Annotated in this window: 25 protein-coding genes; all 25 read right to left on the reverse strand. The window is 57.4% G+C overall.

Annotated elements, in window-relative coordinates:
• Nucleotides 1-10 precede the first annotated feature (10 nt).
• The 25 genes from AC2FFH_RS00590 to AC2FFH_RS00710 all read right to left on the reverse strand — a co-directional run bounded on the left by AC2FFH_RS00590 (nt 11) and on the right by AC2FFH_RS00710 (nt 19,751).
• The gene (locus tag AC2FFH_RS00590; protein ID WP_496768063.1) at nt 11-760 is read right to left on the reverse strand and encodes a biotin--[acetyl-CoA-carboxylase] ligase; all 750 of its coding nucleotides are present in this window, start codon (nt 758-760) and stop codon (nt 11-13) included.
• 54 nt (nt 761-814) lie between these two features.
• Nucleotides 815-2,257 carry an NADH-quinone oxidoreductase subunit NuoN gene (gene nuoN, locus AC2FFH_RS00595; RefSeq protein ID WP_496843520.1) on the reverse strand — a complete coding sequence of 481 codons (1,443 nt, stop codon included), beginning with the start codon at nt 2,255-2,257 and terminating at the stop codon, nt 815-817.
• A 15-nt stretch (nt 2,258-2,272) separates the two neighbouring features.
• On the reverse strand, nt 2,273-3,817 hold the full coding sequence (locus AC2FFH_RS00600; RefSeq protein WP_496843521.1) for an NADH-quinone oxidoreductase subunit M: 1,545 nt from the start codon (nt 3,815-3,817) through the stop codon (nt 2,273-2,275).
• On the reverse strand, nt 3,817-5,955 hold the full coding sequence (gene nuoL, locus AC2FFH_RS00605) for an NADH-quinone oxidoreductase subunit L (protein ID WP_496768059.1): 2,139 nt from the start codon (nt 5,953-5,955) through the stop codon (nt 3,817-3,819). The genes AC2FFH_RS00600 and nuoL overlap by 1 nt, the downstream gene beginning before the upstream one ends.
• 6 nt (nt 5,956-5,961) lie before the next feature.
• A complete protein-coding gene (gene nuoK / locus AC2FFH_RS00610) occupies nt 5,962-6,267 on the reverse strand; it encodes an NADH-quinone oxidoreductase subunit NuoK (protein ID WP_005984024.1) in 306 nt (101 codons plus the stop codon).
• Between the two features lie 541 nt (nt 6,268-6,808).
• Nucleotides 6,809-7,411 (reverse strand): NADH-quinone oxidoreductase subunit J, encoded by a 603-nt coding sequence (locus AC2FFH_RS00615; RefSeq protein WP_281994868.1) that lies wholly within the window; start codon nt 7,409-7,411, stop codon nt 6,809-6,811.
• Entirely contained in the window at nt 7,408-7,818 is a 411-nt protein-coding gene (locus AC2FFH_RS00620) for a carboxymuconolactone decarboxylase family protein (RefSeq protein WP_281994869.1), read from the reverse strand. The genes AC2FFH_RS00615 and AC2FFH_RS00620 overlap by 4 nt, the downstream gene beginning before the upstream one ends.
• The gene (gene nuoI / locus AC2FFH_RS00625) at nt 7,815-8,309 is read right to left on the reverse strand and encodes an NADH-quinone oxidoreductase subunit NuoI (RefSeq protein ID WP_496843522.1); all 495 of its coding nucleotides are present in this window, start codon (nt 8,307-8,309) and stop codon (nt 7,815-7,817) included. The genes AC2FFH_RS00620 and nuoI overlap by 4 nt, the downstream gene beginning before the upstream one ends.
• Nucleotides 8,310-8,312: 3 nt before the next feature.
• Entirely contained in the window at nt 8,313-8,837 is a 525-nt protein-coding gene (locus tag AC2FFH_RS00630) for a hypothetical protein (RefSeq protein WP_496843523.1), read from the reverse strand.
• Nucleotides 8,838-8,932: 95 nt separating this feature from the next.
• The gene (gene nuoH / locus AC2FFH_RS00635; RefSeq protein ID WP_496768054.1) at nt 8,933-9,970 is read right to left on the reverse strand and encodes an NADH-quinone oxidoreductase subunit NuoH; all 1,038 of its coding nucleotides are present in this window, start codon (nt 9,968-9,970) and stop codon (nt 8,933-8,935) included.
• The gene (locus tag AC2FFH_RS00640) at nt 9,963-10,106 is read right to left on the reverse strand and encodes a hypothetical protein (RefSeq protein ID WP_496768052.1); all 144 of its coding nucleotides are present in this window, start codon (nt 10,104-10,106) and stop codon (nt 9,963-9,965) included. The genes nuoH and AC2FFH_RS00640 overlap by 8 nt, the downstream gene beginning before the upstream one ends.
• Nucleotides 10,107-10,177: 71 nt before the next feature.
• Complete coding sequence (nuoG, locus tag AC2FFH_RS00645) at nt 10,178-12,199, reverse strand: NADH-quinone oxidoreductase subunit NuoG (protein WP_496768051.1); 2,022 nt, start codon at nt 12,197-12,199, stop codon at nt 10,178-10,180.
• Nucleotides 12,200-12,202: 3 nt separating this feature from the next.
• Nucleotides 12,203-12,709 (reverse strand): DUF5333 domain-containing protein, encoded by a 507-nt coding sequence (locus AC2FFH_RS00650; RefSeq protein ID WP_496778105.1) that lies wholly within the window; start codon nt 12,707-12,709, stop codon nt 12,203-12,205.
• Nucleotides 12,706-13,095 (reverse strand): hypothetical protein, encoded by a 390-nt coding sequence (locus tag AC2FFH_RS00655; protein ID WP_496843524.1) that lies wholly within the window; start codon nt 13,093-13,095, stop codon nt 12,706-12,708. Before AC2FFH_RS00655 ends, AC2FFH_RS00650 begins: the two co-directional genes overlap by 4 nt.
• Nucleotides 13,095-13,511 carry an MAPEG family protein gene (locus AC2FFH_RS00660; RefSeq protein ID WP_496843525.1) on the reverse strand — a complete coding sequence of 139 codons (417 nt, stop codon included), beginning with the start codon at nt 13,509-13,511 and terminating at the stop codon, nt 13,095-13,097. Before AC2FFH_RS00660 ends, AC2FFH_RS00655 begins: the two co-directional genes overlap by 1 nt.
• A gap of 58 nt (nt 13,512-13,569) precedes the next feature.
• Entirely contained in the window at nt 13,570-14,868 is a 1,299-nt protein-coding gene (nuoF, locus tag AC2FFH_RS00665) for an NADH-quinone oxidoreductase subunit NuoF (RefSeq protein WP_058274474.1), read from the reverse strand.
• A gap of 12 nt (nt 14,869-14,880) precedes the next feature.
• Nucleotides 14,881-15,102: a DUF5337 domain-containing protein gene (locus tag AC2FFH_RS00670; RefSeq protein WP_496843526.1), complete on the reverse strand. Its 222-nt coding sequence runs from the start codon at nt 15,100-15,102 to the stop codon at nt 14,881-14,883.
• 34 nt (nt 15,103-15,136) lie between these two features.
• Nucleotides 15,137-16,243 carry an NADH-quinone oxidoreductase subunit NuoE gene (nuoE, locus tag AC2FFH_RS00675; protein WP_496843527.1) on the reverse strand — a complete coding sequence of 369 codons (1,107 nt, stop codon included), beginning with the start codon at nt 16,241-16,243 and terminating at the stop codon, nt 15,137-15,139.
• Complete coding sequence (locus tag AC2FFH_RS00680; protein WP_496768039.1) at nt 16,243-16,719, reverse strand: hypothetical protein; 477 nt, start codon at nt 16,717-16,719, stop codon at nt 16,243-16,245. The genes nuoE and AC2FFH_RS00680 overlap by 1 nt, the downstream gene beginning before the upstream one ends.
• Entirely contained in the window at nt 16,716-17,939 is a 1,224-nt protein-coding gene (locus AC2FFH_RS00685; protein ID WP_496768037.1) for an NADH-quinone oxidoreductase subunit D, read from the reverse strand. Before AC2FFH_RS00685 ends, AC2FFH_RS00680 begins: the two co-directional genes overlap by 4 nt.
• Nucleotides 17,939-18,070, reverse strand: coding sequence for a hypothetical protein (locus AC2FFH_RS00690; protein WP_255415356.1), 132 nt, complete (start codon nt 18,068-18,070; stop codon nt 17,939-17,941). The genes AC2FFH_RS00685 and AC2FFH_RS00690 overlap by 1 nt, the downstream gene beginning before the upstream one ends.
• A gap of 1 nt (nt 18,071) precedes the next feature.
• On the reverse strand, nt 18,072-18,245 hold the full coding sequence (locus AC2FFH_RS00695; RefSeq protein WP_058274391.1) for a hypothetical protein: 174 nt from the start codon (nt 18,243-18,245) through the stop codon (nt 18,072-18,074).
• Entirely contained in the window at nt 18,245-18,850 is a 606-nt protein-coding gene (locus tag AC2FFH_RS00700) for an NADH-quinone oxidoreductase subunit C (protein ID WP_496843529.1), read from the reverse strand. The genes AC2FFH_RS00695 and AC2FFH_RS00700 overlap by 1 nt, the downstream gene beginning before the upstream one ends.
• Nucleotides 18,851-18,861: 11 nt before the next feature.
• The gene (locus AC2FFH_RS00705) at nt 18,862-19,395 is read right to left on the reverse strand and encodes a NuoB/complex I 20 kDa subunit family protein (RefSeq protein ID WP_037307875.1); all 534 of its coding nucleotides are present in this window, start codon (nt 19,393-19,395) and stop codon (nt 18,862-18,864) included.
• The gene (locus AC2FFH_RS00710; protein WP_058274389.1) at nt 19,386-19,751 is read right to left on the reverse strand and encodes an NADH-quinone oxidoreductase subunit A; all 366 of its coding nucleotides are present in this window, start codon (nt 19,749-19,751) and stop codon (nt 19,386-19,388) included. The genes AC2FFH_RS00705 and AC2FFH_RS00710 overlap by 10 nt, the downstream gene beginning before the upstream one ends.
• Between the last annotated feature and the right edge of the window lie 62 nt (nt 19,752-19,813).

Below are 19,813 nucleotides of genomic sequence, written 5' to 3' on the forward strand. Positions count from 1 at the left end.
TGAGCCTCCTTCAGAAAAACACATCCGCCGCCGGAATACTGACGCGGCCTTTGGCGGTGTTTAGGACAAGGTTGCCCCTTGCGTCCACCGTTTCAAAGGTTCCAACCGTTTCCGACGCTGCGGTACGGGCGGTGATGACCTCACCCAACTTGGCGGCCCGGGCCAACCACGCGGTCCGAATCGGTTCAAACCCGTAAGTCACGAATTGGTTCTCGTATCTGGCATAGGCGACAGCAAGTTCTGTCAGGAAATCCTCGGGCGTTACGTTGGCTCCGGCCTCCGATAATAGGGAAACCGGTCGGACGGCGCCGGGTTCTACCTGATCTGCTCCGGGTGCCTCTGACAGGTTCACGCCGATGCCGATGGACAAGTGCGAGACGCCGTGCCCCTGCCCTGTGCTTTCCAGCAGGATACCAGCCAGTTTGCCGCCGTTCAGCAATACATCGTTGGGCCATTTTAGGGACAAACCCGTCGCCCGTCCGGTCACTGCAACGCAGGCGTCAAACAGCGCCAGCGCAGCCACAAAGCTGCGCAGTGCGGCCTGTTCCGGATTTCCCTGTGGCCGCATCAAAAGGGTCGCGGCCAGATTTCCCTTGGGATTGGCCCACGCCCGACCCCGTCGCCCACGCGCCGCCGTCTGGTGATGCGCCATGATCCAAACCGGACCGGTCGTGGTCGGGGCCATGCGGGTGGCCTCGTTCAATGTGCTGTCGACCTCTTGCAGCACATGCAGGCCGTATCCCTGTGGCCAGTCTGTCATGTCAAAAAGGCCCGGTCCGCTGACCGAGCCCCCAAATTTGATGTGTTAAGTGGATCAATTGACAAGAGTAGCCGCCGCAGCTGCAGCCGCGCCTTCAATACCGAACTGATAGAACACACCCACCAGCATCAACGCGGCCGAGCCCATTAGAGCAACCCACAGAACCGGCGAAGAATGCGTTTCGATCGGGTCGTCGTTTTCAGCTCCGAAATACATGTAGAACACGATCCGCAGATAGTAAAAGGCACCAATAACAGACGCGATGGCTGAGGCGATCACCAGCCCGGTCAGGCCCGCGCTTACGCCGGCCTGCCAGACACCGAATTTGGCGAAAAAGCCCAGCATTGGTGGGACGCCCGCCAGGCTGAACATCAGGATCAGCACCGCCAGCGCCTTGCCCGGTTCGCGTTTGGAATATTGGCGCAGGGCGTCGATGTCCGTGACCGGTTTACCGTCCCGCTCCATCATCAGAATGAAAGCGAAAGTGCCGATATTCATCGTCACATAGATGGCCAGATACATCAGCATAGCCTTGATGCCCAACTCGGTCCCCGCAGCCAGTCCGATCAGCGCATAGCCCATATGGGCAATCGACGAAAACGCCATCAGCCGCTTGATGTCACGCTGGCCAATCGCTGCAACCGCACCCAGCAGCATCGACAGAACAGAAAGCAAGACAATCACCTGTTGCCAGTCCTTGATCACGCCTCCAAAAGCGTCGTGCATAACGCGTGCGAACAGAGCCATGGCAGCCACTTTCGGCGCTGTGGCAAAGAATGCGGTGATAGGCGTGGGCGAGCCTTCGTACACATCCGGCGTCCACATGTGGAATGGCACGGCGGACACTTTGAACGCCAGTCCCGAGATCAGGAACACCAGACCAAACAGCAGGCCAACCGAAATCTCACCATCCTGAACCGTTTGGATGATACCCGAGAACAGCGTGGTGCCTGTAAACCCATAAACCAGCGAGGCACCGTACAGCAGCAAGCCCGAGCTCAGCGCACCAAGCACGAAGTACTTCAAACCGGCCTCGGTCGATTTGGCACTATCCCGGCGCAGCGCGGCCACGACGTACAGCGACAGTGACTGCAGTTCCAGCCCCATATAAAGCGACATCAGATCGCCCGCGCTGACCATCATCATCATACCGACAGCGGCCAGCGCAACCAACAGAGGGAATTCGAACCGCAACAGATCGCGACGCGCCATATATTCTTGGCTCATCACCAGAATGGCCGCCGCGGACAGCAGGATCGCCACCTTCGAGAACCTGGCAAACCCGTCATCGACAAACATGCCATTGAACGCGACATTGGTACCATCGCCGTTGGTCGCGATCCCAATCGCCAGTAGTGCCATCAACCCAGCGGTTGTCCAGACCAGCAAAGGTGCCACCCCGTCTTTCGTCGTGTAGACAGCCGCCAACAGCGCCGCCATCGCATATACGGCCAGAACAATCTCTGGCAGGATTATCGTCAGATCAGCCTGGATCATGTCTCCAAAGCCCCCTTAATGCGATGCGGCTGACTGGGTCGCGGCCTCAGCCGCGGCCAGAGCCATGTCATAGTTCGAAATCAACGCGGCGGTCGAGTTGCCGATCACATCGGTCACCAGCGACGGGTAGACGCCCAGCAGGATGGTCATCACGATCAGCGGCGCAAAGATCAGCCGCTCGCGCGAGCTCATATCCGTCATCGCCTTGAGGCTTTCCTTGATCAAATCGCCAAAGACCACTCGGCGATACAGCCATAGCGCATAAGCTGCCGAGAAGATCACGCCAGAAGCCGCCAAAGCCGTCACACATGTGTTGACCTGGAAGGTTCCCATCAGTGTCAGGAATTCTCCGATGAATCCACTGGTGCCCGGCAGACCTACATTGGCCATGGTGAACAACATGAAGACCAATGCATAGGCTGGCATGCGAATGACCAAACCACCATAAGCCTCGATGTCACGAGTATGCATACGGTCATAGATCACGCCAACACACAGGAAGAGCGCGGCTGAGATGAACCCGTGGCTGAGCATCTGGAAGATCGCACCGTCAATGCCTTGCTGGTTCGCAGCAAAGATGCCCATGGTCACAAAGCCCATATGCGCGACCGAGGAATACGCGATCAGCTTTTTCATGTCTTCCTGCACCAGCGCCACCAGCGAGGTGTACACAACGGCAATCGCTGACATCCACAACACCAGATCAGTCATCACTGCCGAACCCACCGGGAACATCGGCAGGCTGAACCGCAAGAAGCCATAGCCGCCCATCTTCAACAGGATCGCCGCAAGAACGACCGACCCGGCGGTCGGCGCCTGAACGTGCGCATCCGGCAGCCAGGTGTGTACCGGCCACATTGGCATCTTCACCGCGAAGGATGCAAAGAACGCCAGGAACATCAGTGTCTGCATACCGCCGACAACATAGATGCCCAGCACGCTGAACCCTTCGGACGAGAAGTGATGGCTCATCAGTGCTTCGATATCGGTAGTGCCCGCGTCCGCATACATCGCGACCATCGCCACCAGCATCAGCACCGATCCAAGGAAGGTATAGAGGAAGAACTTGAAGCTGGCGTAGATGCGTTCTTTGCCGCCCCAGATGCCGATGATCAGGAACATCGGGATCAGACCTGCCTCAAAAAACAGATAGAACAGGACCAGATCCAGCGCCATGAAGACGCCCAGCATCAGCGTCTCCAGAAGCAGGAAGGCGATCATGTATTCCTTGACGCGGTCCGTGACGTGCCAGCTGGCCAGAATGGTCAGGGGCATGATGAAGGTGGTCAACAAGACAAACAGAACGCTGATACCGTCCACGCCCATCTTGTATTTCAGACCCAGCAGCCATTCGCCTTCTTCCACCATCTGGAAGCCGGTGTTGGACGGATCAAACCCCGTATAGATGCCGATCGAGACCAGGAACGTCACCGTGGTTGCCACCAGTGCGACCCATTTGGCATTGCGCTGTGCGGCCGCGTCCTCGCCATGCAGGAACAGGGCCAGAATGCCTGCTGCCACAGCGGGGATGAAGGTGACGATGGAGAGGATATTATCCATTAGTGTGCGCCTCCGCCGATCGAAATCCAAGTGACAAGGGCAGCGATACCCAGAACCATCCAGAAGGCGTAAGTAAAGATGTAGCCCGTCTGCGCCTTGCCAGCGAGGCGGGTAAAGAAGGGTACAACACCCATGGCCACGCCGTTGAGGAAACCGTCAATGGTGTTGCCGTCACCCCGTTTCCACAGGAATCGGCCAAGGGCGACGGTGGGTTTGACGAAGACCGCATCGTAGATTTCGTCAAAGTACCACTTGTTCAGAAGGAACAGGTACAGAGGACGTTGGTTCTGCGCCAAACGCGCCGGTAGCGACGTGTTCACGATGTAGAACCAATAGGCCACGATAAAGCCCAAAGCCATGGCGACAAAGGGCGAAACCTTGACCCACTTGGGGGCAGCATGCGCATCGTCCAGAACATGGTTATCCGGCGCGATGTAAATCGCGCCCTCGCCCGGCTCACCCGCGAAGACGTAATGGTGCTCGTCGCCGTGAGCCGCTTTTTCTTCGTGTCCGGCGTCATCACCATGGCTTTCATCCGCATGCGTATCGTCACCATGGGTTGTATCGGTTGTACCGTGATCACCGGTCTCGGCATGCTCGGACGCCTCAGCCACCGGTATACCGTAGAACTTGCCGACCTTGTCTGTGTGACCAAAGAAGTTGCCATACCAGATCATCCCGGCAAACACCGCGCCCAAGGACAGAACACCCAGCGGCACCAGCATGGTCATCGGACTTTCATGCGCGTGCTCATGCGTATGCTTGTCGCCACGCTCTTCGCCATAAAAGGTCAGGAAAATCAGACGCCAGCTGTAGAATGACGTGAACGCCGCCGCGATCACCAGCATCCAGAAGGCATATCCGGTGCCGCCGGCAAAGGCGCTTTCGATGATGGCATCCTTGGACAGGAACCCGGCGAACCCGATTTGGGTCAACGGGATCCCGACGCCTGTAATCGCCAGGGTTCCGATCATCATCGCCCAGAATGTATAGGGGATCTTCTTCCGCAGACCGCCGTATTCGGTCATCTCCTGCTCGTGATGCATCGCGTGGATCACCGAACCTGCGCCAAGGAACAACAGCGCCTTGAAGAAGGCGTGCGTCAGCAAGTGGAACATCGCTGCCGAATACATGCCAACACCCGCGGCCACGAACATGTAGCCCAACTGAGAACAGGTCGAGTAGGCAATGACGCGCTTGATGTCGGTCTGAACCAGGCCAACGGTCGCGGCGAAAAACGCGGTCGAGGCCCCAAGGAAGGTGATGAACCCGGTGGCACCCGGCGCAAATTCCATCAATGGCGACATTCGGCAGATCAGGAACACACCCGCAGTCACCATGGTTGCAGCGTGGATCAGCGCCGACACAGGTGTCGGGCCTTCCATCGCGTCCGGCAACCAGGTGTGCAGGATCAGCTGCGCCGATTTGCCCATCGCGCCGATAAACAGCAGGACGCAGATCACCTCGATTGCGGTCCACTCACCCCACAGGAAGTGCAACTTCTCTTCGGCCAGCGCAGGGGCCGAGGCAAAAATATCCGAGAAGTTGATGCTGTCCGTCAGGAAGAACAGCGCAAAAATACCCAGTGCAAAGCCAAAATCCCCGACCCGGTTTACAACAAAGGCCTTGATCGCCGCCGCGTTAGCCGAAGGCTTGCGATAATAAAACCCGATCAACAGGTAGGACGCGACCCCCACGCCTTCCCAGCCAAAGAACATCTGTACAAGATTGTCCGCTGTCACCAGCATCAGCATGGCGAAGGTGAAAAAGGACAGATAGGCAAAGAAACGCGGCTTATAGCTCTCGCCCTCGCGCCACTGTGGATCGTGATCCATGTAGCCGAAGGAATAGAGGTGCACGAGCGCCGAGACGGTCGTCACCACGATCAGCATGATCGCGGTCAGACGATCCAGTCGAACGGCCCAGCTTGTCGACAGCGAACCGCTTTCGATCCAGCGCATGATCTCGATCTGCTGGGTCACACCGTCGAACGAGAAGAACACGATCCAGGACAGCAGACAGGCCAGGAACAGCAGGCCAGTGGCGGTCCACATGGCGGCTTTCTCGCCAATGAACTTCCAGCCGAACCCGCAGAGCAGCGCGCCCACCAGCGGGGCAAAGAGGATGGTGGTTTCCATATTCTCTTACCCCTTCATCATATTGACGTCTTCAACCGCGATGGTGCCACGGTTGCGGAAGAAGCAAACCAAAATGGCCAGCCCGATCGCCGCCTCGGCCGCCGCCACGGTCAGTACAAACAGCGTGAACACCTGCCCGACCAGATCGCCGAGGAAACTGGAAAACGCCACGAGGTTGATATTCACCGCCAGCAGCATCAGTTCGATGCTCATCAGCAGGATGATGACGTTCTTGCGGTTCAGGAAGAGACCGAAGATGCCGATGACGAACAGCGTCGCCGCGACCGTAAGATAGTGTTCAAGTCCGATCATAGCTTCGCTCCTGGCGAGTCGGGGTAGTAGAGTTTGCAGCCGCAATTTGCTTTTGGTCTGCGATTAATGGGGAAATCCTCGAACTGCTCAGAAATAGTCTCAGATCTGAATTGAACTCCATTTCGTTCAGCAGATTCAGCCAATTGTGACAAAGTCGAAGACTGAGACATTTGCAGTAGGCCATCCGTACGATCAAAACACTCGACGGTGCTGAAAGGGATTGTCAGAATCGGGCCACCACAAGTCGTTCCAAAAAAAGTAACTAATTCCCCTGTCTCACAATCAGAGACCCGAATTTCCTCATCTTTGCCACACCCGAAGGTGGTAAGCTTTTGGGCAACGAGTGAACCCCCAAACGCGGTAACTGGCCCGCCTTCCGTAGTCCATCTCCAATTGCCCGCATTTTCGAACCGGCATTGATCGCCGGTTGTCATAGGAGCGCGGCCTAACGCGTCTCTAAACCAGTTTGGAAGTCCGCACTCAGCTATTGCGCTTCCGGTCCAAAGCATCAACGCAAACCCAGATATTAAAGATCTTCTGATCACAACCCCTGCCCCGGTTTCACGTCCTTCAACTCCATCGCCTTGGCCGGGTCGCGCATCATCTGGCCGACGATGTCCTGACGCTTGATGTCCTTTCGGTGGCGCAACGTCAAAACAATGGCGCCTATCATGGCCACCAGCAGGATCAGGCCCGCCAGTTGGAACAGAAGGAAGTATTGATCATAAAGGATAACACCTAGGGCCTCGGTGTTGTGCCGGTCCACCGGGATCGGCTGTGCCAGATTGGCCGCTGCACCCTGCGCGCTGTCCCATGCCCCAAAGGCCATGACGAACTGCATCAGGATGACCAGACCGATCAACAGGGCCAGCGGCATATAGCGCGCCATCTCGGCCTTGAGCTCGGCAAAGTCCACGTCCAGCATCATCACCACGAACAGGAACAGCACCGCGACCGCGCCGACATAGACGATGATCAGCAGCATCGCTACGAACTCGGCACCCAGCAACACAAACAGCCCCGCCGAAGACAGGAAGGACAGGATCAGCCACAGCACCGAATGCACCGGCTGACGGCTGATCACCGTAAACAGCCCGCCGGTGATGGCGCTGATGGCAAACAGGTAGAAGGCAAAGACGGTCATTGATCCTCATCCTCGTTGTCGCCCAGGACCTCTTGCGCCAATTCCAGCGCGCGGGTCATGGCCGGGATGCCGGCAAAGACCGACATCTGACCGATCGTTTCCACGATCTCTTGTTTCTTGGCACCGGCCTCCAGCGCATGGCGCACGGTCTGACGCACCGCCGCATCCGCCTGCGCGCCCTGACAAGTCAGTCCGGCCAGCGTCAGCAGCAGGCGGGTCTTGGCATCCAGTCCGTCCTTGTTGACGGTGTTGCCGAACATCATTTCCATGACCTCTTTGGGCATGGTCGGCCACAGCGCCTCGAACCCCTTGGGCGAGAAATTCTCCATCGCCGGGTTCATCGCCTTGGCCATGTCCTGCGCCTGCTTCATCATCAGGTCGAACGGATTTTGGGGCGTGTCACTCATCTGTACGGCGCGTCCATTTCCAGATTGCGGGCAATCTCGGCTTCCCAGCGTTCGCCGTTATCCAGCAGTTTTTCCTTGTCGTAGAACAACTCTTCGCGGGTTTCTGTCGCGAATTCAAAGTTCGGACCTTCGACGATGGCATCGACCGGACAGGCCTCCTGGCAAAAACCGCAATAGATGCACTTGGTCATGTCGATGTCATACCGCGTGGTACGGCGGCTGCCGTCTTCGCGCGGTTCGGCGTCGATGGTGATGGCTTGCGCCGGGCAGATCGCCTCGCAGAGTTTGCAGGCGATGCAGCGTTCCTCGCCGTTCGAGTAACGTCTCAGGGCATGCTCACCACGAAAGCGTGGGGAGAGAGGGCCTTTTTCGTGCGGGTAGTTGATGGTGGCTTTGGGGGCGAAGAAATACTTCAGTCCCAGTTTCATGCCGACCCAGAAGTCTTGCAGAAGGAAGTATTTGGCGGCACGAGTGTAATCGATTTGGGTCATGGCTTAGGAATCCTTCTCGCAGCGTCCAATTGTGTCTTCTGCAATCGCCGACATCTGATCCACGATATCTGGCGTATCAGGATCGAGCGCTAATGTGCGACGGTCAAACTCTCTCATACGCGTGCATTCCGACATATCTGTCGCGCTCAGCAACTGATCCACCTTCATATCGCTCGGAAACTCACCGTTTTCGATTCCCCAATTGACGAACTCTTCCAAGTGAGCACGGTCTTCCTGTGTGATCCAAAGGCAATCAACCAGACCCAACAAAGCGATAGATTTGTTGTGCATCCCCTCTGAAATCGGATCACCATTGGCTAGGTGGCTCCGATAAACCGCCATGTCGCCAACCTGGATCGCGTTAACAAGGGCACCAATGGCAAACTTATCGAAGGCAGAATGCTGGTCCACATCAACCCTCGGGTCCAACCCACCTGTGTTATTTGCGAGAATGCCTAGAACCTTATCGTCGATAGCGGATACAGCGTCAATTTCGGATCCACAGAACCCGCGTGCCAAATCAAGCATGTTCCGCAGCTCCAATGGCTCAGCTTTATCAGCCGCGACAGGACCGCTTCCAGCAGCCACCGTGCAAGCCACCAACAGATTTAGAAGACTTATCCTCATCCCCCTACGCTCCAACGGGCAAACGCGCCCCAGAACCAGTCGAACCTCGCCGCGAAGGCCACAAAGACCACCCAGGCTAGCGAGAACGGCAGGAAGACTTTCCAGCCCAACCGCATCAGCTGGTCATAGCGGTAGCGGGGCGTGATCGCCTTGACCATCGCGAAGAGGAAGAAGAAGAACGCCATTTTGGCTACCATCCACAGCACGCCGTCCGGTAGACCTGGGATCGGGGACAGCCAGCCGCCGAAGAACAGCAGCGTGGTCAGCGCACACATCAGGAAGATAGCGATGTATTCACCCGCCATGAACAGAAGGAAGGGTGTCGCCGAGTACTCGACCTGGTAACCGGCGACCAGTTCCGATTCCGCTTCGGGCAGGTCGAAAGGTGGCCGGTTGGTTTCGGCCAACGCCGAGATGAAGAACAGAAAGACCATCGGGAAATGCGGCAGCCAGTACCAGCTGAAGAAACCGAACCGACCGTCCTGCGCCTCGACAATGTGGCCGAAATTCATCGAACCGGTCGAGATGATTACGCCGATAATGATCAAACCGATGGAGACTTCATAAGAAATCATCTGCGCGGCAGAGCGCAGTGATCCGAGGAACGGGTACTTTGAGTTCGATGCCCAACCACCCATAATTACGCCATAAACTTCCAACGAGGATACGGCGAAGACGTACAGGATGGCGACGTTGATATCCGACAGCACCCAACCATCGTTGAACGGGATCACAGCCCAGGCGATCATCGCCAATACGAATGAGGTCAGCGGAGCAAGTATGAACACTGTGCGGTCGGCCCCGGCGGGAATGACCACCTCCTTGACCACGTATTTCAGAGCGTCGGCCACAGATTGCAGCAGGCCATAGACACCAACCACGTTAGGGCCGCGGCGCATCTGAACAGCCGCCCATATCTTGCGGTCGCCGTAGACAAGGAACAACAGCGAGATCATCACAAAGGCAACAACGGCAATCACTTGCGCCAGAATGGTGATGGCTATTCCGCCTGGGGTGTTAAAGAAATCAGCCATTGGTCCTCACACCGTGGGTATTCCGTTTTCCGCGCGTGATGTTCAGGCCAAGTGCCTGCGCATATTGCGGTTTGGTCGGCGCGTAGGTGTAAATAGCATCTACAGCCTTCGCGCTACCTTTTTCATTGCGTTTCATGCGCAATTCCCTGATCCCCACACCGCAGGCGGCGGTGTTGGCTTCTGAAAGCGATATGAAACGTGCTGTATTCATTCCGCCGCGATCTTCCCGGCGTTCCGTGCCTGCGCCTGAGCGGACAGCTCGGCCATCAGTTGCGACGCCCGTGCAATCGGGTTGGTCAGGTAGAAGTCTCTAACCGCAGCGCGGAACGTAGCCTGACCCAGAGGACCGACATCCAGTGGCTGGACCTCATTCTCAATCACTTGGTCGATCTGGGCCAGATGTGGAACGGCTTCGATCAAAGCAGTACGCAGTTGCGCAAGTGAGTCGAAGGGCAGTGTTGCGCCCAATTCCGCTGACAAAGCCCGCAGGATGGCCCAGTTTTCCTTGGCCTCACCGGGGGCAAATCCAGCCCGCATCGCCAGTTGTGGTCGGCCTTCGGTATTCACGAACAGCCCGTTTTCCTCGGTGTATGCGGCACCCGGCAGGATCACGTCGGCACGATGCGCGCCGCGATCACCGTGGCTGCCCTGATAGATCACAAAGGCCCCTTCGCCGATTTCGATCTCATCCGCGCCGAGGTTGTAGATCACGTCAGCCGCACTTACGGCATCCATGCCATTTTCGTTGGTGGCATCCACATCCATCGCACCCACGCGAGAGGCCGCGGTATGCAGAACAAGCAGTCCACTTTCGGTATTGGCCGCAATGGCTTGCGCTGCGGCCAGGACAGCTGCACCATCCGCCTCAAGCAAAGCACCCTGCCCGACGATGACCAGCGAGGCTTTGCCCTTGATCTCATCATCGCCGCCCATGTCGAGGACCTTCTGCAATGCTGCGCGGTCTTCTCCCATATGGTGATACGCGTAAGTCAGATCGGCTGCAGGCCCGACCAAAGCCACCTCGGCGCCATGTGCCCAGGCCTTGCGGATACGCGCGTTCAGAACCGGAGCTTCGTCGCGTGGGTTCGTTCCGATCAGTAGAATACGTTCTGCCGCATCGATATCCTCGATCGTTGCCGTCCCGGCATAGGCCCCGCGATTGCCTGCAGGCAGTTTGGCCCCATCAGTCCGGCATTCAACAACACCGCCCTGCCCTTCGATCACCTGCTTCAGCGCAAAAGCAGCCTCGACCGGAGCCAGATCACCGATAAGTCCGGCCGGCTTTTTAGCCCCTTTCAGCGCCTCGGCCGCCTTGGTCAACGCCTCGGGCCACGAAGCCGGTCGCAGCTTGCCGTTTTCACGTACGTAAGGCTTATCCAAACGCTGGCGACGCAGGCCATCCCAGACAAACCGGGTCTTGTCGCTGATCCATTCCTCGTTCACGCCGTCATGGTTGCGCGGCAGAAAACGCATCACTTCGCGCCCTTTGGTATCGACCCGGATGTTCGAACCCACGGCGTCCATGACATCGATGCTCTCGGTCTTGGTCAGTTCCCACGGGCGCGCTGTGAACGCATAAGGCTTCGAGGTCAGAGCTCCAACTGGGCACAGGTCAATTATGTTTCCCTGCAAGTTCGAATCCAGCGTCTGGTTCAGGTACGAGGTGATCTCGGCATCTTCCCCGCGCCCGGTCTGACCCATCTGTGTGATCCCGGCGACCTCGGTCGTAAAGCGCACGCAACGGGTGCAGCTGATGCAGCGGGTCATCGCGGTTCCGACCAGCGGCCCCAGATCCAGATCGTCTACGGCGCGCTTGGCTTCCTTGAAGCGCGAGCCCGACACACCATACGCCATCGCCTGATCCTGCAGATCGCACTCGCCACCCTGATCGCAGATCGGGCAGTCCAGCGGGTGGTTGATTAGCAGGAACTCCATCACCCCTTCACGGGCTTTCTTGACCATGGGCGAGTTCGTCTTGACCTCGGGCGCCTGTCCTTCCGGCCCTGGGCGTAGATCGCGTACCTGCATCGCACACGACGCTGCAGGTTTGGGCGGGCCGCCAACAACTTCGACCAGACACATCCGGCAATTCCCGGCAATCGACAGACGCTCGTGATAGCAAAAGCGCGGCACCTCGACCCCGGCCTGTTCACAGGCCTGGATCAGCGTCATCGCACCATCGACTTCGATTTCCTGCCCGTCGATATTCACTTTGCGGAGGTCAGACATGGTCTAGTTCGCCCTCAAATACACGCCAATGGCGCTGTTTCTTTCAATCTCTGACTGCCCCAGCGTGCAGAAAGATTTGGGATTGTCATAAGACACACCGTTCGCGGCCAGATACGTCTCGCCTTTGGCACGCATCCGGTCCTTTTCGGCATCCGATTCCACGTAAGCGCGGATTTCGCCGTCCGAATACCCCAGACTGTTCGCTTTGGACTTGAGCCCCCACATCACGCCAATCGCCTTCAACCTGCGCCCGCTGATCGACGGGCAGTAATCCGAAATCTCGTTTGCGATAGCGATGTAATAGAGTTCGTCGTCAATCTCTTTGACTTCGCGCAAGGGCGGTTTGGCCTCGACCGCGACAGGGAACGTCAGAACAGACAACGCAATAAGCAGTTTCACACCAGACATGACAAATCCTTTTGTTTTGGACAGGCCAAAACGATCCGGTGCCGGAGTGCTATTCAATAACACGTCCTGCGTCATGGGCTGATATGCAAAAAACCGCATCATGGTCGCTGGCAGGTTCCTGCAAAGGTCAATTTATTGTCGGTAATGCGCAGGTTTTGCGGCTCGGTGTCGGGTCCGACTTTCCAGTTGATTTTTGAAGTCCCAAAGGCGTCGATACAGAATTTGGTTCCTTCATGCCTTCCCGCTTCGCGCGCGCCATCCAAAGACGCGGACACGCCGTTCACCACAACAGTGAAATCCGTGGGCGCGTTCTTCTTGTCGACAGCTTTCGCTTTGGCCCGGAAGGCTTTGCCATCAAAGAGGATTCGGTCACTGGACGACGTGCCGCAGGCCGCGACAAAAACTGCAGCACCCAAGGCGGCGGTCAGCACCACACGTCCCATCCTGAATTTTGATCCAGTCAACGGATAAGTACCTTTCTTTTCCATTAGAACGCCGCCACCAATGCCATGAAGCCCATCACAACCATGCAGGCCCATCCGACAACGTAGGATACGGACCGAACGCCGCTGTGCGGTTGTCCAATACCATGCATGTGAATAACCAGCATGACGATGCGCGCAATCAGAGCGACCGATGCCAATAGGTTCACCCAAAACGGGCTGACCCCAAGCAACATGGCCGCGACCGTGACAGCGACATAGGCCGGCAACGTCTCGGTCCCGTTCAGATACGCCCGGTTCAGACGATACGCCTTGTCGGAATAGTCCTGTTCAGGCGTCGCCCCGGGAGCCAAGCCCTTGCTCTGTTTGGCCAGCGCTGAAAAAGGCGCAAGCGCCAGAATGATCAACGTAAAGACCACGAGGGATGCGATTGCATGTGAATACTCAGCAAAAGTTTCCATTAGTTCAACTCCCTGATCTCAACTTGGTTTGGGTTTGATCCGATATCCCGCAACTTGATCACTCCGCCGCCATCGCGCCCATACGGCCCGATTTCTGGGCCTTGATACGGTCTTCAATCTCTTCGCGGAAGTTGCGGATCAGGCCCTGGATCGGCCAGGCTGCCGCATCGCCCAAAGCACAGATTGTGTGGCCTTCGACCTGCTTGGTCACGTCAAACAACATGTCGATCTCTTCCAGTTCGGCCTCACCCCGCACCAGACGGTCCATCACGCGCATCATCCAGCCGGTGCCTTCGCGGCAAGGAGTACACTGACCACAGCTTTCATGTTTGTAGAACTTCGACAGCCGCCAGATCGCTTTGATGATGTCCGTGGATTTGTCCATCACGATCACCGCCGCCGTCCCAAGGCCCGAGCCCAGATCATTGCGCAGGTGGTCGAAATCCATGATGGCGTCGCGCATGTCTTCACCGCGCACACAAGGCACTGAAGAACCACCGGGGATCACCGCCAGCAGGTTGTCCCATCCACCGCGAATGCCGCCGCAATGCGTTTCGATCAGTTGCTCAAACGGGATCGACATCGCCTCTTCTACTACGCAGGGATTGTTTACGTGGCCCGATATTGCAAACAGTTTGGTGCCCGCGTTGTTTTGGCGGCCAAAACCGGCAAACCAGTCGGCACCACGCCGTAAGATGGTCGGCACAACGGCGATAGACTCCACATTGTTCACGGTGGTCGGACAGCCATAGAGGCCCGCCCCCGCCGGGAACGGAGGTTTCATACGCGGCATGCCCTTCTTGCCCTCAAGGCTTTCGATCAGGGCTGTTTCCTCACCGCATATATACGCCCCGGCCCCGTGATGCAGAAACAGGTCGAAATCCCAACCCGACCCAGCAGCGTTCTTGCCCAGCAATCCCGCATCATATGCCTCATCAATTGCGGCCTGCAGCGCCTCCCGCTCGCGGATGTATTCACCGCGAAGATAGATGTAGCAGGTATGCGCATTCATCGCGAAAGACGCGATCAAACAACCTTCGATCAACGTATGCGGATCGTGGCGCATGATCTCACGGTCCTTGCAGGTACCGGGCTCGGATTCGTCCGCGTTCACAACCAGATAGGCTGGGCGACCGTCGCTTTCTTTGGGCATGAACGACCATTTCAAGCCGGTGGGAAAACCAGCACCGCCGCGACCGCGAAGCCCTGAGTCCTTCATCGTCTGGATGATCCAGTCACGCCCGTTTCCGATCAGGCCAGCTGTGCCGTCCCAATGCCCGCGGGTCTGCGCGCCTTTCAGCGTACGCTCATGCATCCCGTAGATATTGGTAAAGATCCTGTCCTGATCCTTCAGCATCATGTCTTACCTTCAGCTGTCCTGACGCATGCGCCAGAGTTGAAAAATGTTCACGCCCGCATAGATAAAAGCCGCCAAAGCGGCGAAATCAAACAGCAGCGCATAGCGCCCGGGCAATCCCAGTGCCGGGCCGATGAACAACGAAATGGCAAGCCACAACAGCATGGTCACCGCGATGACCACCCCGATATGTCTGCCCTTGCGGGCCATGGCCTGTTCTTTTTCTTTGTCCATCTCACCTTGATGCCCTGAACGGGCACCGTCCTATTCAGTCTTTGTAGGTGCCGTCTTCTTTGGCACGTTTTGCAAATTCGGTTTCTTCGCCTGTCGCCAGTTGGGCTGCTTGTTCGATCCAACCGTCCCGCTCGATCCGGCCCTTGAATTTTAGCCGCGCATCTACCCAGGCCACCTGTTCCGGCGTCCATGCTGCGATCTGGTCAAAGTGGAAAAAGCCAAGTTCGTTCAGCGTCTGTTCAAGCTTGGGGCCAACACCTTTCAGCATCTTGAGGTCATCCGCTTTCCCCTCCCGCGCGGCGGTCAAAGTTTCGGGCTGATCCTCTTTGATCAGCGCCTTCTTTGCCTCTTCCGCCTGCTTCACGGCGGGTTTGGCGGGTGCCGGCGCCTTTGGTGGCTTTGGAGCGGCCTTGGTCGCCGCAGCCTTGCCGTCTTTGCCCAGCCATGGCGTCAGGATCGGAACCTCGGTCCCGTCGATGCGCTTGACCGTATCACCAAGTTCTTCGGCCAGTTCAACACTGGCATTGTACTGCGGTTTTCCGGCATCGTAGTCCGTGAGGCTGGTCAGACCGCTCAGCGGTTCTGCCGCGTATCTGCCATTCTGCGGACCCGGTGTCGGCACCTTGCCTGCGGCCAGATCGTCAATGATCTTGCCAAAACTGTCAGCGGTCAGATCTTCGTAATAGTCCTTGCCGATCTGCGCCATCGGCGCATTGGTGCAGGACCCAAGGCATTCCACCTCTTCCCAACTCAATTTACCATCAACTGAAAGCTCATGCGGTTTGGCGGCGATCTTTTCCTGGCAGACCGCGATCAGGTCTTCGGACCCGCAGATCAAGCAGGAGGTCGTTCCGCAGACCTGAATATGCGCGACAGATCCAACCGGTTGCAACTGAAACATGAAGTAGAACGACGCAACCTCGAGCACCCGGATGTAGGCCATGCCCAGCATGTCGGCAACGGATTCAATCGCCGGACGGCTAAGCCAACCCTCTTGTTCCTGCGCGCGCCACAAAAGCGGAATGACCGCGCTGGCCTGACGGCCATCGGGGTATTTAGTGATCTGTGCTGTGGCCCACTGCTGGTTGGCTGCGGTGAAGGCAAAGCTTTCAGGTTGTTCGGGGTGCAGACGGCGCAGCATTAGCAGGCATCTCCGATAACGATAATATAGGGGTCTTCCTGATGCGCGCGACCTTGATCGACAAGGCGGGCAATCAGGTCAGACGTTTCGGCCTGTGTGAAACCAGCGGGGCGCAATTTGATCTGGGCCTCTTCTTCGACCATGCGGCACCCGTTCAGACGTACAAAATCATAAAGCGCATCGGCACGGCCCGCCGCATCCTCGGAAGCCAGCCCGTGCGCACCGCAAATCGCAGGCGCGATCTCGAATACAGAACCGTCCAGCCCGGCCAACCCCTGTTCAGCCCAGGAGTTTATCACAGCGCTGACATCTTCTGGTCGCAAGTCATGGGCAGAAAAGGCTTCCTCGGCGCGCGATACATCCAGCCGGCAGCCGTTTTCGCGCATCACTTCAAGCACTTTTGCCGTCGAATGGGTCGAGGCGGCCTGCAACGGTGTGGCGGCTGCAAGCGCCAGGATCAAAACAAGGCGTCTCACCGGTCAATCTCTCCGAACACGACATCCATGGTGCCGATGATCGCGGCGACGTCGGCTAGTTGGTGCCCCCCGGCAATATGGTCCATGGCTTGCAGGTGCAAGAAGCCTGGCGCGCGCAGCTTGGCGCGGTAGGGTTTGTTGGTGCCGTCTGCAACCAGATAGACTCCGAACTCACCCTTTGGGGCTTCGACGGCGGCATAAACCTCACCTGCAGGGACGTGGAAACCTTCGGTGTAAAGCTTGAAGTGGTGGATCAGGCTTTCCATCGAGGTTTTCATGTCCGAACGTTTCGGCGGAGTGATCTTGCCGCGTGCCAGGACGTCACCGGGGCAGTCACGGATTTTGACAATGGCCTGCTGGATGATCGACAGCGATTGACGCATCTCTTCCATTCGGACCAGGTAACGGTCATAGCAGTCACCGTTTTTGCCGACGGGGATCTGAAACTCGAACTCGTCATAGCATTCATAGGGCTGCGCGCGTCGCAGGTCCCATGCCAGACCCGATCCACGCACCATCACGCCCGAGAAGCCGTATTTCTGGATGTCATCCTCGGTCACGACACCAATATCGGCATTGCGCTGCTTGAAGATGCGGTTTTCGGTCAACAGACCATCGATATCATTCAGAACAGAGGGGAACTCGTGGCTCCACGTCTCGATATCGTCCAGCAGTTCCGGCGGCAGGTCCTGATGGACACCGCCGGGTCGGAAATAGGCCGCGTGCAGGCGGGCACCGCAGGCACGCTCGTAGAACACCATCAGCTTTTCACGCTCTTCAAAGCCCCACAGCGGCGGAGTCAACGCGCCAACGTCCATCGCCTGTGTCGTCACGTTCAGGAGGTGGTTCAGAATACGCCCGATCTCGGAATACAAAACCCGGATCAACGAGCCGCGACGCGGCACCTCGACGCCGGTCAGCTTTTCGATGGCCAGACACCAGGCGTGCTCCTGGTTCATTGGCGCCACATAATCCAGACGGTCGAAATACGGCAGGTTTTGCAGATACGTTCGGCTTTCCATCAGCTTTTCGGTGCCACGGTGAAGCAGGCCGATATGCGGGTCACAGCGTTCAACGATCTCGCCGTCCAGCTCGAGCACAAGACGCAAAACCCCGTGCGCCGCAGGGTGTTGCGGGCCGAAGTTGATGTTGAAATTGCGGATCTTCTGTTCTCCGCTCAGCGCGTCAGTGCTGCCGTCATCGTATCTTGAGCCGTCCATCAACGCCCCCGTTTCTTTTTCGCATCAGCCCGAACCCGGACCTTTTCCGCTTCGACAGCCTTGGCCGCAGCCCCTGCCAGCAAGACCCCCAGCGCACCCAAAGCGATCAGTTCCCCCAGCAGCATCAGCATCTTATCGGCGCTCCAACTCTTGTAGTTTCAGCCCGACCCACCACAGCAACGCGATCGTGCCGAATGGAACCAGACAAAGAAGGCACCAGAATTTATTGATCCCGAAAAACGGCAATATCTTCACCATCGGGATGATGGTCAGCGCAGACAGGATCAGCCACCAAATGCCACCCATTATTCAGCATCCTGCTTTTCATCACCCGGCAGTATGTAATTCGCGCCCTCCCACGGGGACATGAAATCGAACTGACGGTATTCCTGGACTAGCGACACCGGCTCATACACAACCCGCTTTTGGGCCTCGTCATATCGAACTTCGGTGTATCCTGTGGTTGGGAAATCCTTGCGCAGCGGATAGCCACGGAATCCATAGTCGGTCAGGATGCGCCGCAGATCCGGGTGGCCTGAGAACAAGATGCCGAACATGTCGAACACTTCGCGCTCAAACCAGTTGGCCGATGGATGTACGTCCACGATTGAGGGCACCATGTCCTCTTCGCGGATCGAGACCCGCAGGCGGATGCGCTGGTTCTGATACATCGACAGGAAGTGATAAACCACGTCAAAACGCTTGGCCCGTTCCGGGTAGTCGACGCCGGTGATATCGACGAGCGTGGAAAACTGGCAGCTGCGGTCAGACTTCAGGAATTCAATGAACTCCACAACGTTCGACAGCGCCACATCTACAGTCAACTCACCATGGGTTACGTCCCAGGACAGAACACAATCAGTTCGCTTCAACTCCAGCTGGGTGCCGAGTTCTTTGAGTGCTTCGCTCATCAACCCCCTCCTCAGCGCACGATGGTGCCGGTACGGCGGATTTTGCGTTGCAACTGCATCAGACCGTACAACAGCGCCTCAGCGGTCGGTGGGCAGCCGGGGACGTAGATGTCCACTGGAACAATACGGTCGCAGCCACGCACGACTGAATAGGAGTAGTGGTAATAGCCGCCGCCATTGGCGCATGAGCCCATTGAGATCACATAGCGCGGCTCGGGCATCTGGTCATAGACCTTGCGCAGTGCCGGTGCCATTTTGTTGGTCAGGGTGCCTGCCACGATCATCACGTCTGACTGACGGGGGGAAGCACGGGGCGCGATGCCAAACCGTTCCGCGTCGTAACGCGGCATCGAGGTGTGCATCATCTCAACCGCGCAGCAGGCCAGACCGAAAGTCATCCAGTGCAACGATCCGGTGCGGGCCCAGTTGATGATGTCCTCGGTCGAGGTCAGCAGAAACCCTTTGTCCTGCAGCTCGGCATTCAGGGCCTGGGTGGCGACTTCTTTGTCGACGCCGGCGGTGTTTGCACCCGTCATCACTCCCATTCCAGGGCCCCCTTCTTCCATTCATAGGCAAAGCCGATGGTCAGAACGCCCAGGAACACGATCATGGACCAGAAGCCAACATCGCTGATGTCCTTGAAGCCGACAGCCCAGGGGAACAGAAACGCGATTTCCAGGTCGAATATGATGAACAGAATCGCGACCAGATAGAACCGGACGTCAAACTTCATCCGCGCATCATCGAACGCGTTGAAACCACATTCATATGCGCTGACTTTCTCGGGGTCGGGATTGCGGACCGCCAGAACGACTGCCGCCAGAATCAAAACGATTCCAAGGCCCACAGCTACGGCCAGAAACACCAGAATCGGGAGATACTCCCGCAATAGGTCTTCCACGTACAGCTCCTTTCCTGCGCATACCCTTAAAGGGAGCGCCGTCAATTGGCGTGTTGACTGGA

It is taken from the genome of Ruegeria sp. YTSC003, assembly GCF_059609785.1.

Bases quoted from the DNA above. Each gene is read 5' to 3' on its own strand.
- nuoG (WP_496768051.1), bottom strand. From the start codon at position 12,199: ATGTCTGACCTCCGCAAAGTGAATATCGACGGGCAGGAAATCGAAGTC.
- nuoN (WP_496843520.1), bottom strand. From the start codon at position 2,257: ATGATCCAGGCTGATCTGACGATAATCCTGCCAGAGATTGTTCTGGCC.
- AC2FFH_RS00690 (WP_255415356.1), bottom strand. From the start codon at position 18,070: ATGCTGATGCTGCTGGGGGAACTGATCGCTTTGGGTGCGCTGGGGGTC.
- AC2FFH_RS00700 (WP_496843529.1), bottom strand. From the start codon at position 18,850: ATGAGCGAAGCACTCAAAGAACTCGGCACCCAGCTGGAGTTGAAGCGA.
- AC2FFH_RS00640 (WP_496768052.1), bottom strand. From the start codon at position 10,106: ATGAAACGCAATGAAAAAGGTAGCGCGAAGGCTGTAGATGCTATTTAC.
- nuoI (WP_496843522.1), bottom strand. From the start codon at position 8,309: ATGACCCAAATCGATTACACTCGTGCCGCCAAATACTTCCTTCTGCAA.
- AC2FFH_RS00615 (WP_281994868.1), bottom strand. From the start codon at position 7,411: ATGACCGTCTTTGCCTTCTACCTGTTTGCCATCAGCGCCATCACCGGC.
- AC2FFH_RS00590 (WP_496768063.1), bottom strand. From the start codon at position 760: ATGACAGACTGGCCACAGGGATACGGCCTGCATGTGCTGCAAGAGGTC.
- AC2FFH_RS00650 (WP_496778105.1), bottom strand. From the start codon at position 12,709: ATGATGCGGTTTTTTGCATATCAGCCCATGACGCAGGACGTGTTATTG.
- AC2FFH_RS00630 (WP_496843523.1), bottom strand. From the start codon at position 8,837: ATGCTTGATTTGGCACGCGGGTTCTGTGGATCCGAAATTGACGCTGTA.
- AC2FFH_RS00600 (WP_496843521.1), bottom strand. From the start codon at position 3,817: ATGGATAATATCCTCTCCATCGTCACCTTCATCCCCGCTGTGGCAGCA.
- nuoK (WP_005984024.1), bottom strand. From the start codon at position 6,267: ATGATCGGACTTGAACACTATCTTACGGTCGCGGCGACGCTGTTCGTC.
- AC2FFH_RS00670 (WP_496843526.1), bottom strand. From the start codon at position 15,102: ATGGACAAAGAAAAAGAACAGGCCATGGCCCGCAAGGGCAGACATATC.
- nuoE (WP_496843527.1), bottom strand. From the start codon at position 16,243: ATGCTGCGCCGTCTGCACCCCGAACAACCTGAAAGCTTTGCCTTCACC.
- AC2FFH_RS00695 (WP_058274391.1), bottom strand. From the start codon at position 18,245: ATGGGTGGCATTTGGTGGCTGATCCTGTCTGCGCTGACCATCATCCCG.
- AC2FFH_RS00685 (WP_496768037.1), bottom strand. From the start codon at position 17,939: ATGGACGGCTCAAGATACGATGACGGCAGCACTGACGCGCTGAGCGGA.
- nuoH (WP_496768054.1), bottom strand. From the start codon at position 9,970: ATGGCTGATTTCTTTAACACCCCAGGCGGAATAGCCATCACCATTCTG.
- nuoL (WP_496768059.1), bottom strand. From the start codon at position 5,955: ATGGAAACCACCATCCTCTTTGCCCCGCTGGTGGGCGCGCTGCTCTGC.
- AC2FFH_RS00705 (WP_037307875.1), bottom strand. From the start codon at position 19,395: ATGGGAGTGATGACGGGTGCAAACACCGCCGGCGTCGACAAAGAAGTC.
- AC2FFH_RS00655 (WP_496843524.1), bottom strand. From the start codon at position 13,095: ATGGAAAAGAAAGGTACTTATCCGTTGACTGGATCAAAATTCAGGATG.
- AC2FFH_RS00660 (WP_496843525.1), bottom strand. From the start codon at position 13,511: ATGGAAACTTTTGCTGAGTATTCACATGCAATCGCATCCCTCGTGGTC.
- nuoF (WP_058274474.1), bottom strand. From the start codon at position 14,868: ATGCTGAAGGATCAGGACAGGATCTTTACCAATATCTACGGGATGCAT.
- AC2FFH_RS00620 (WP_281994869.1), bottom strand. From the start codon at position 7,818: ATGAGTGACACGCCCCAAAATCCGTTCGACCTGATGATGAAGCAGGCG.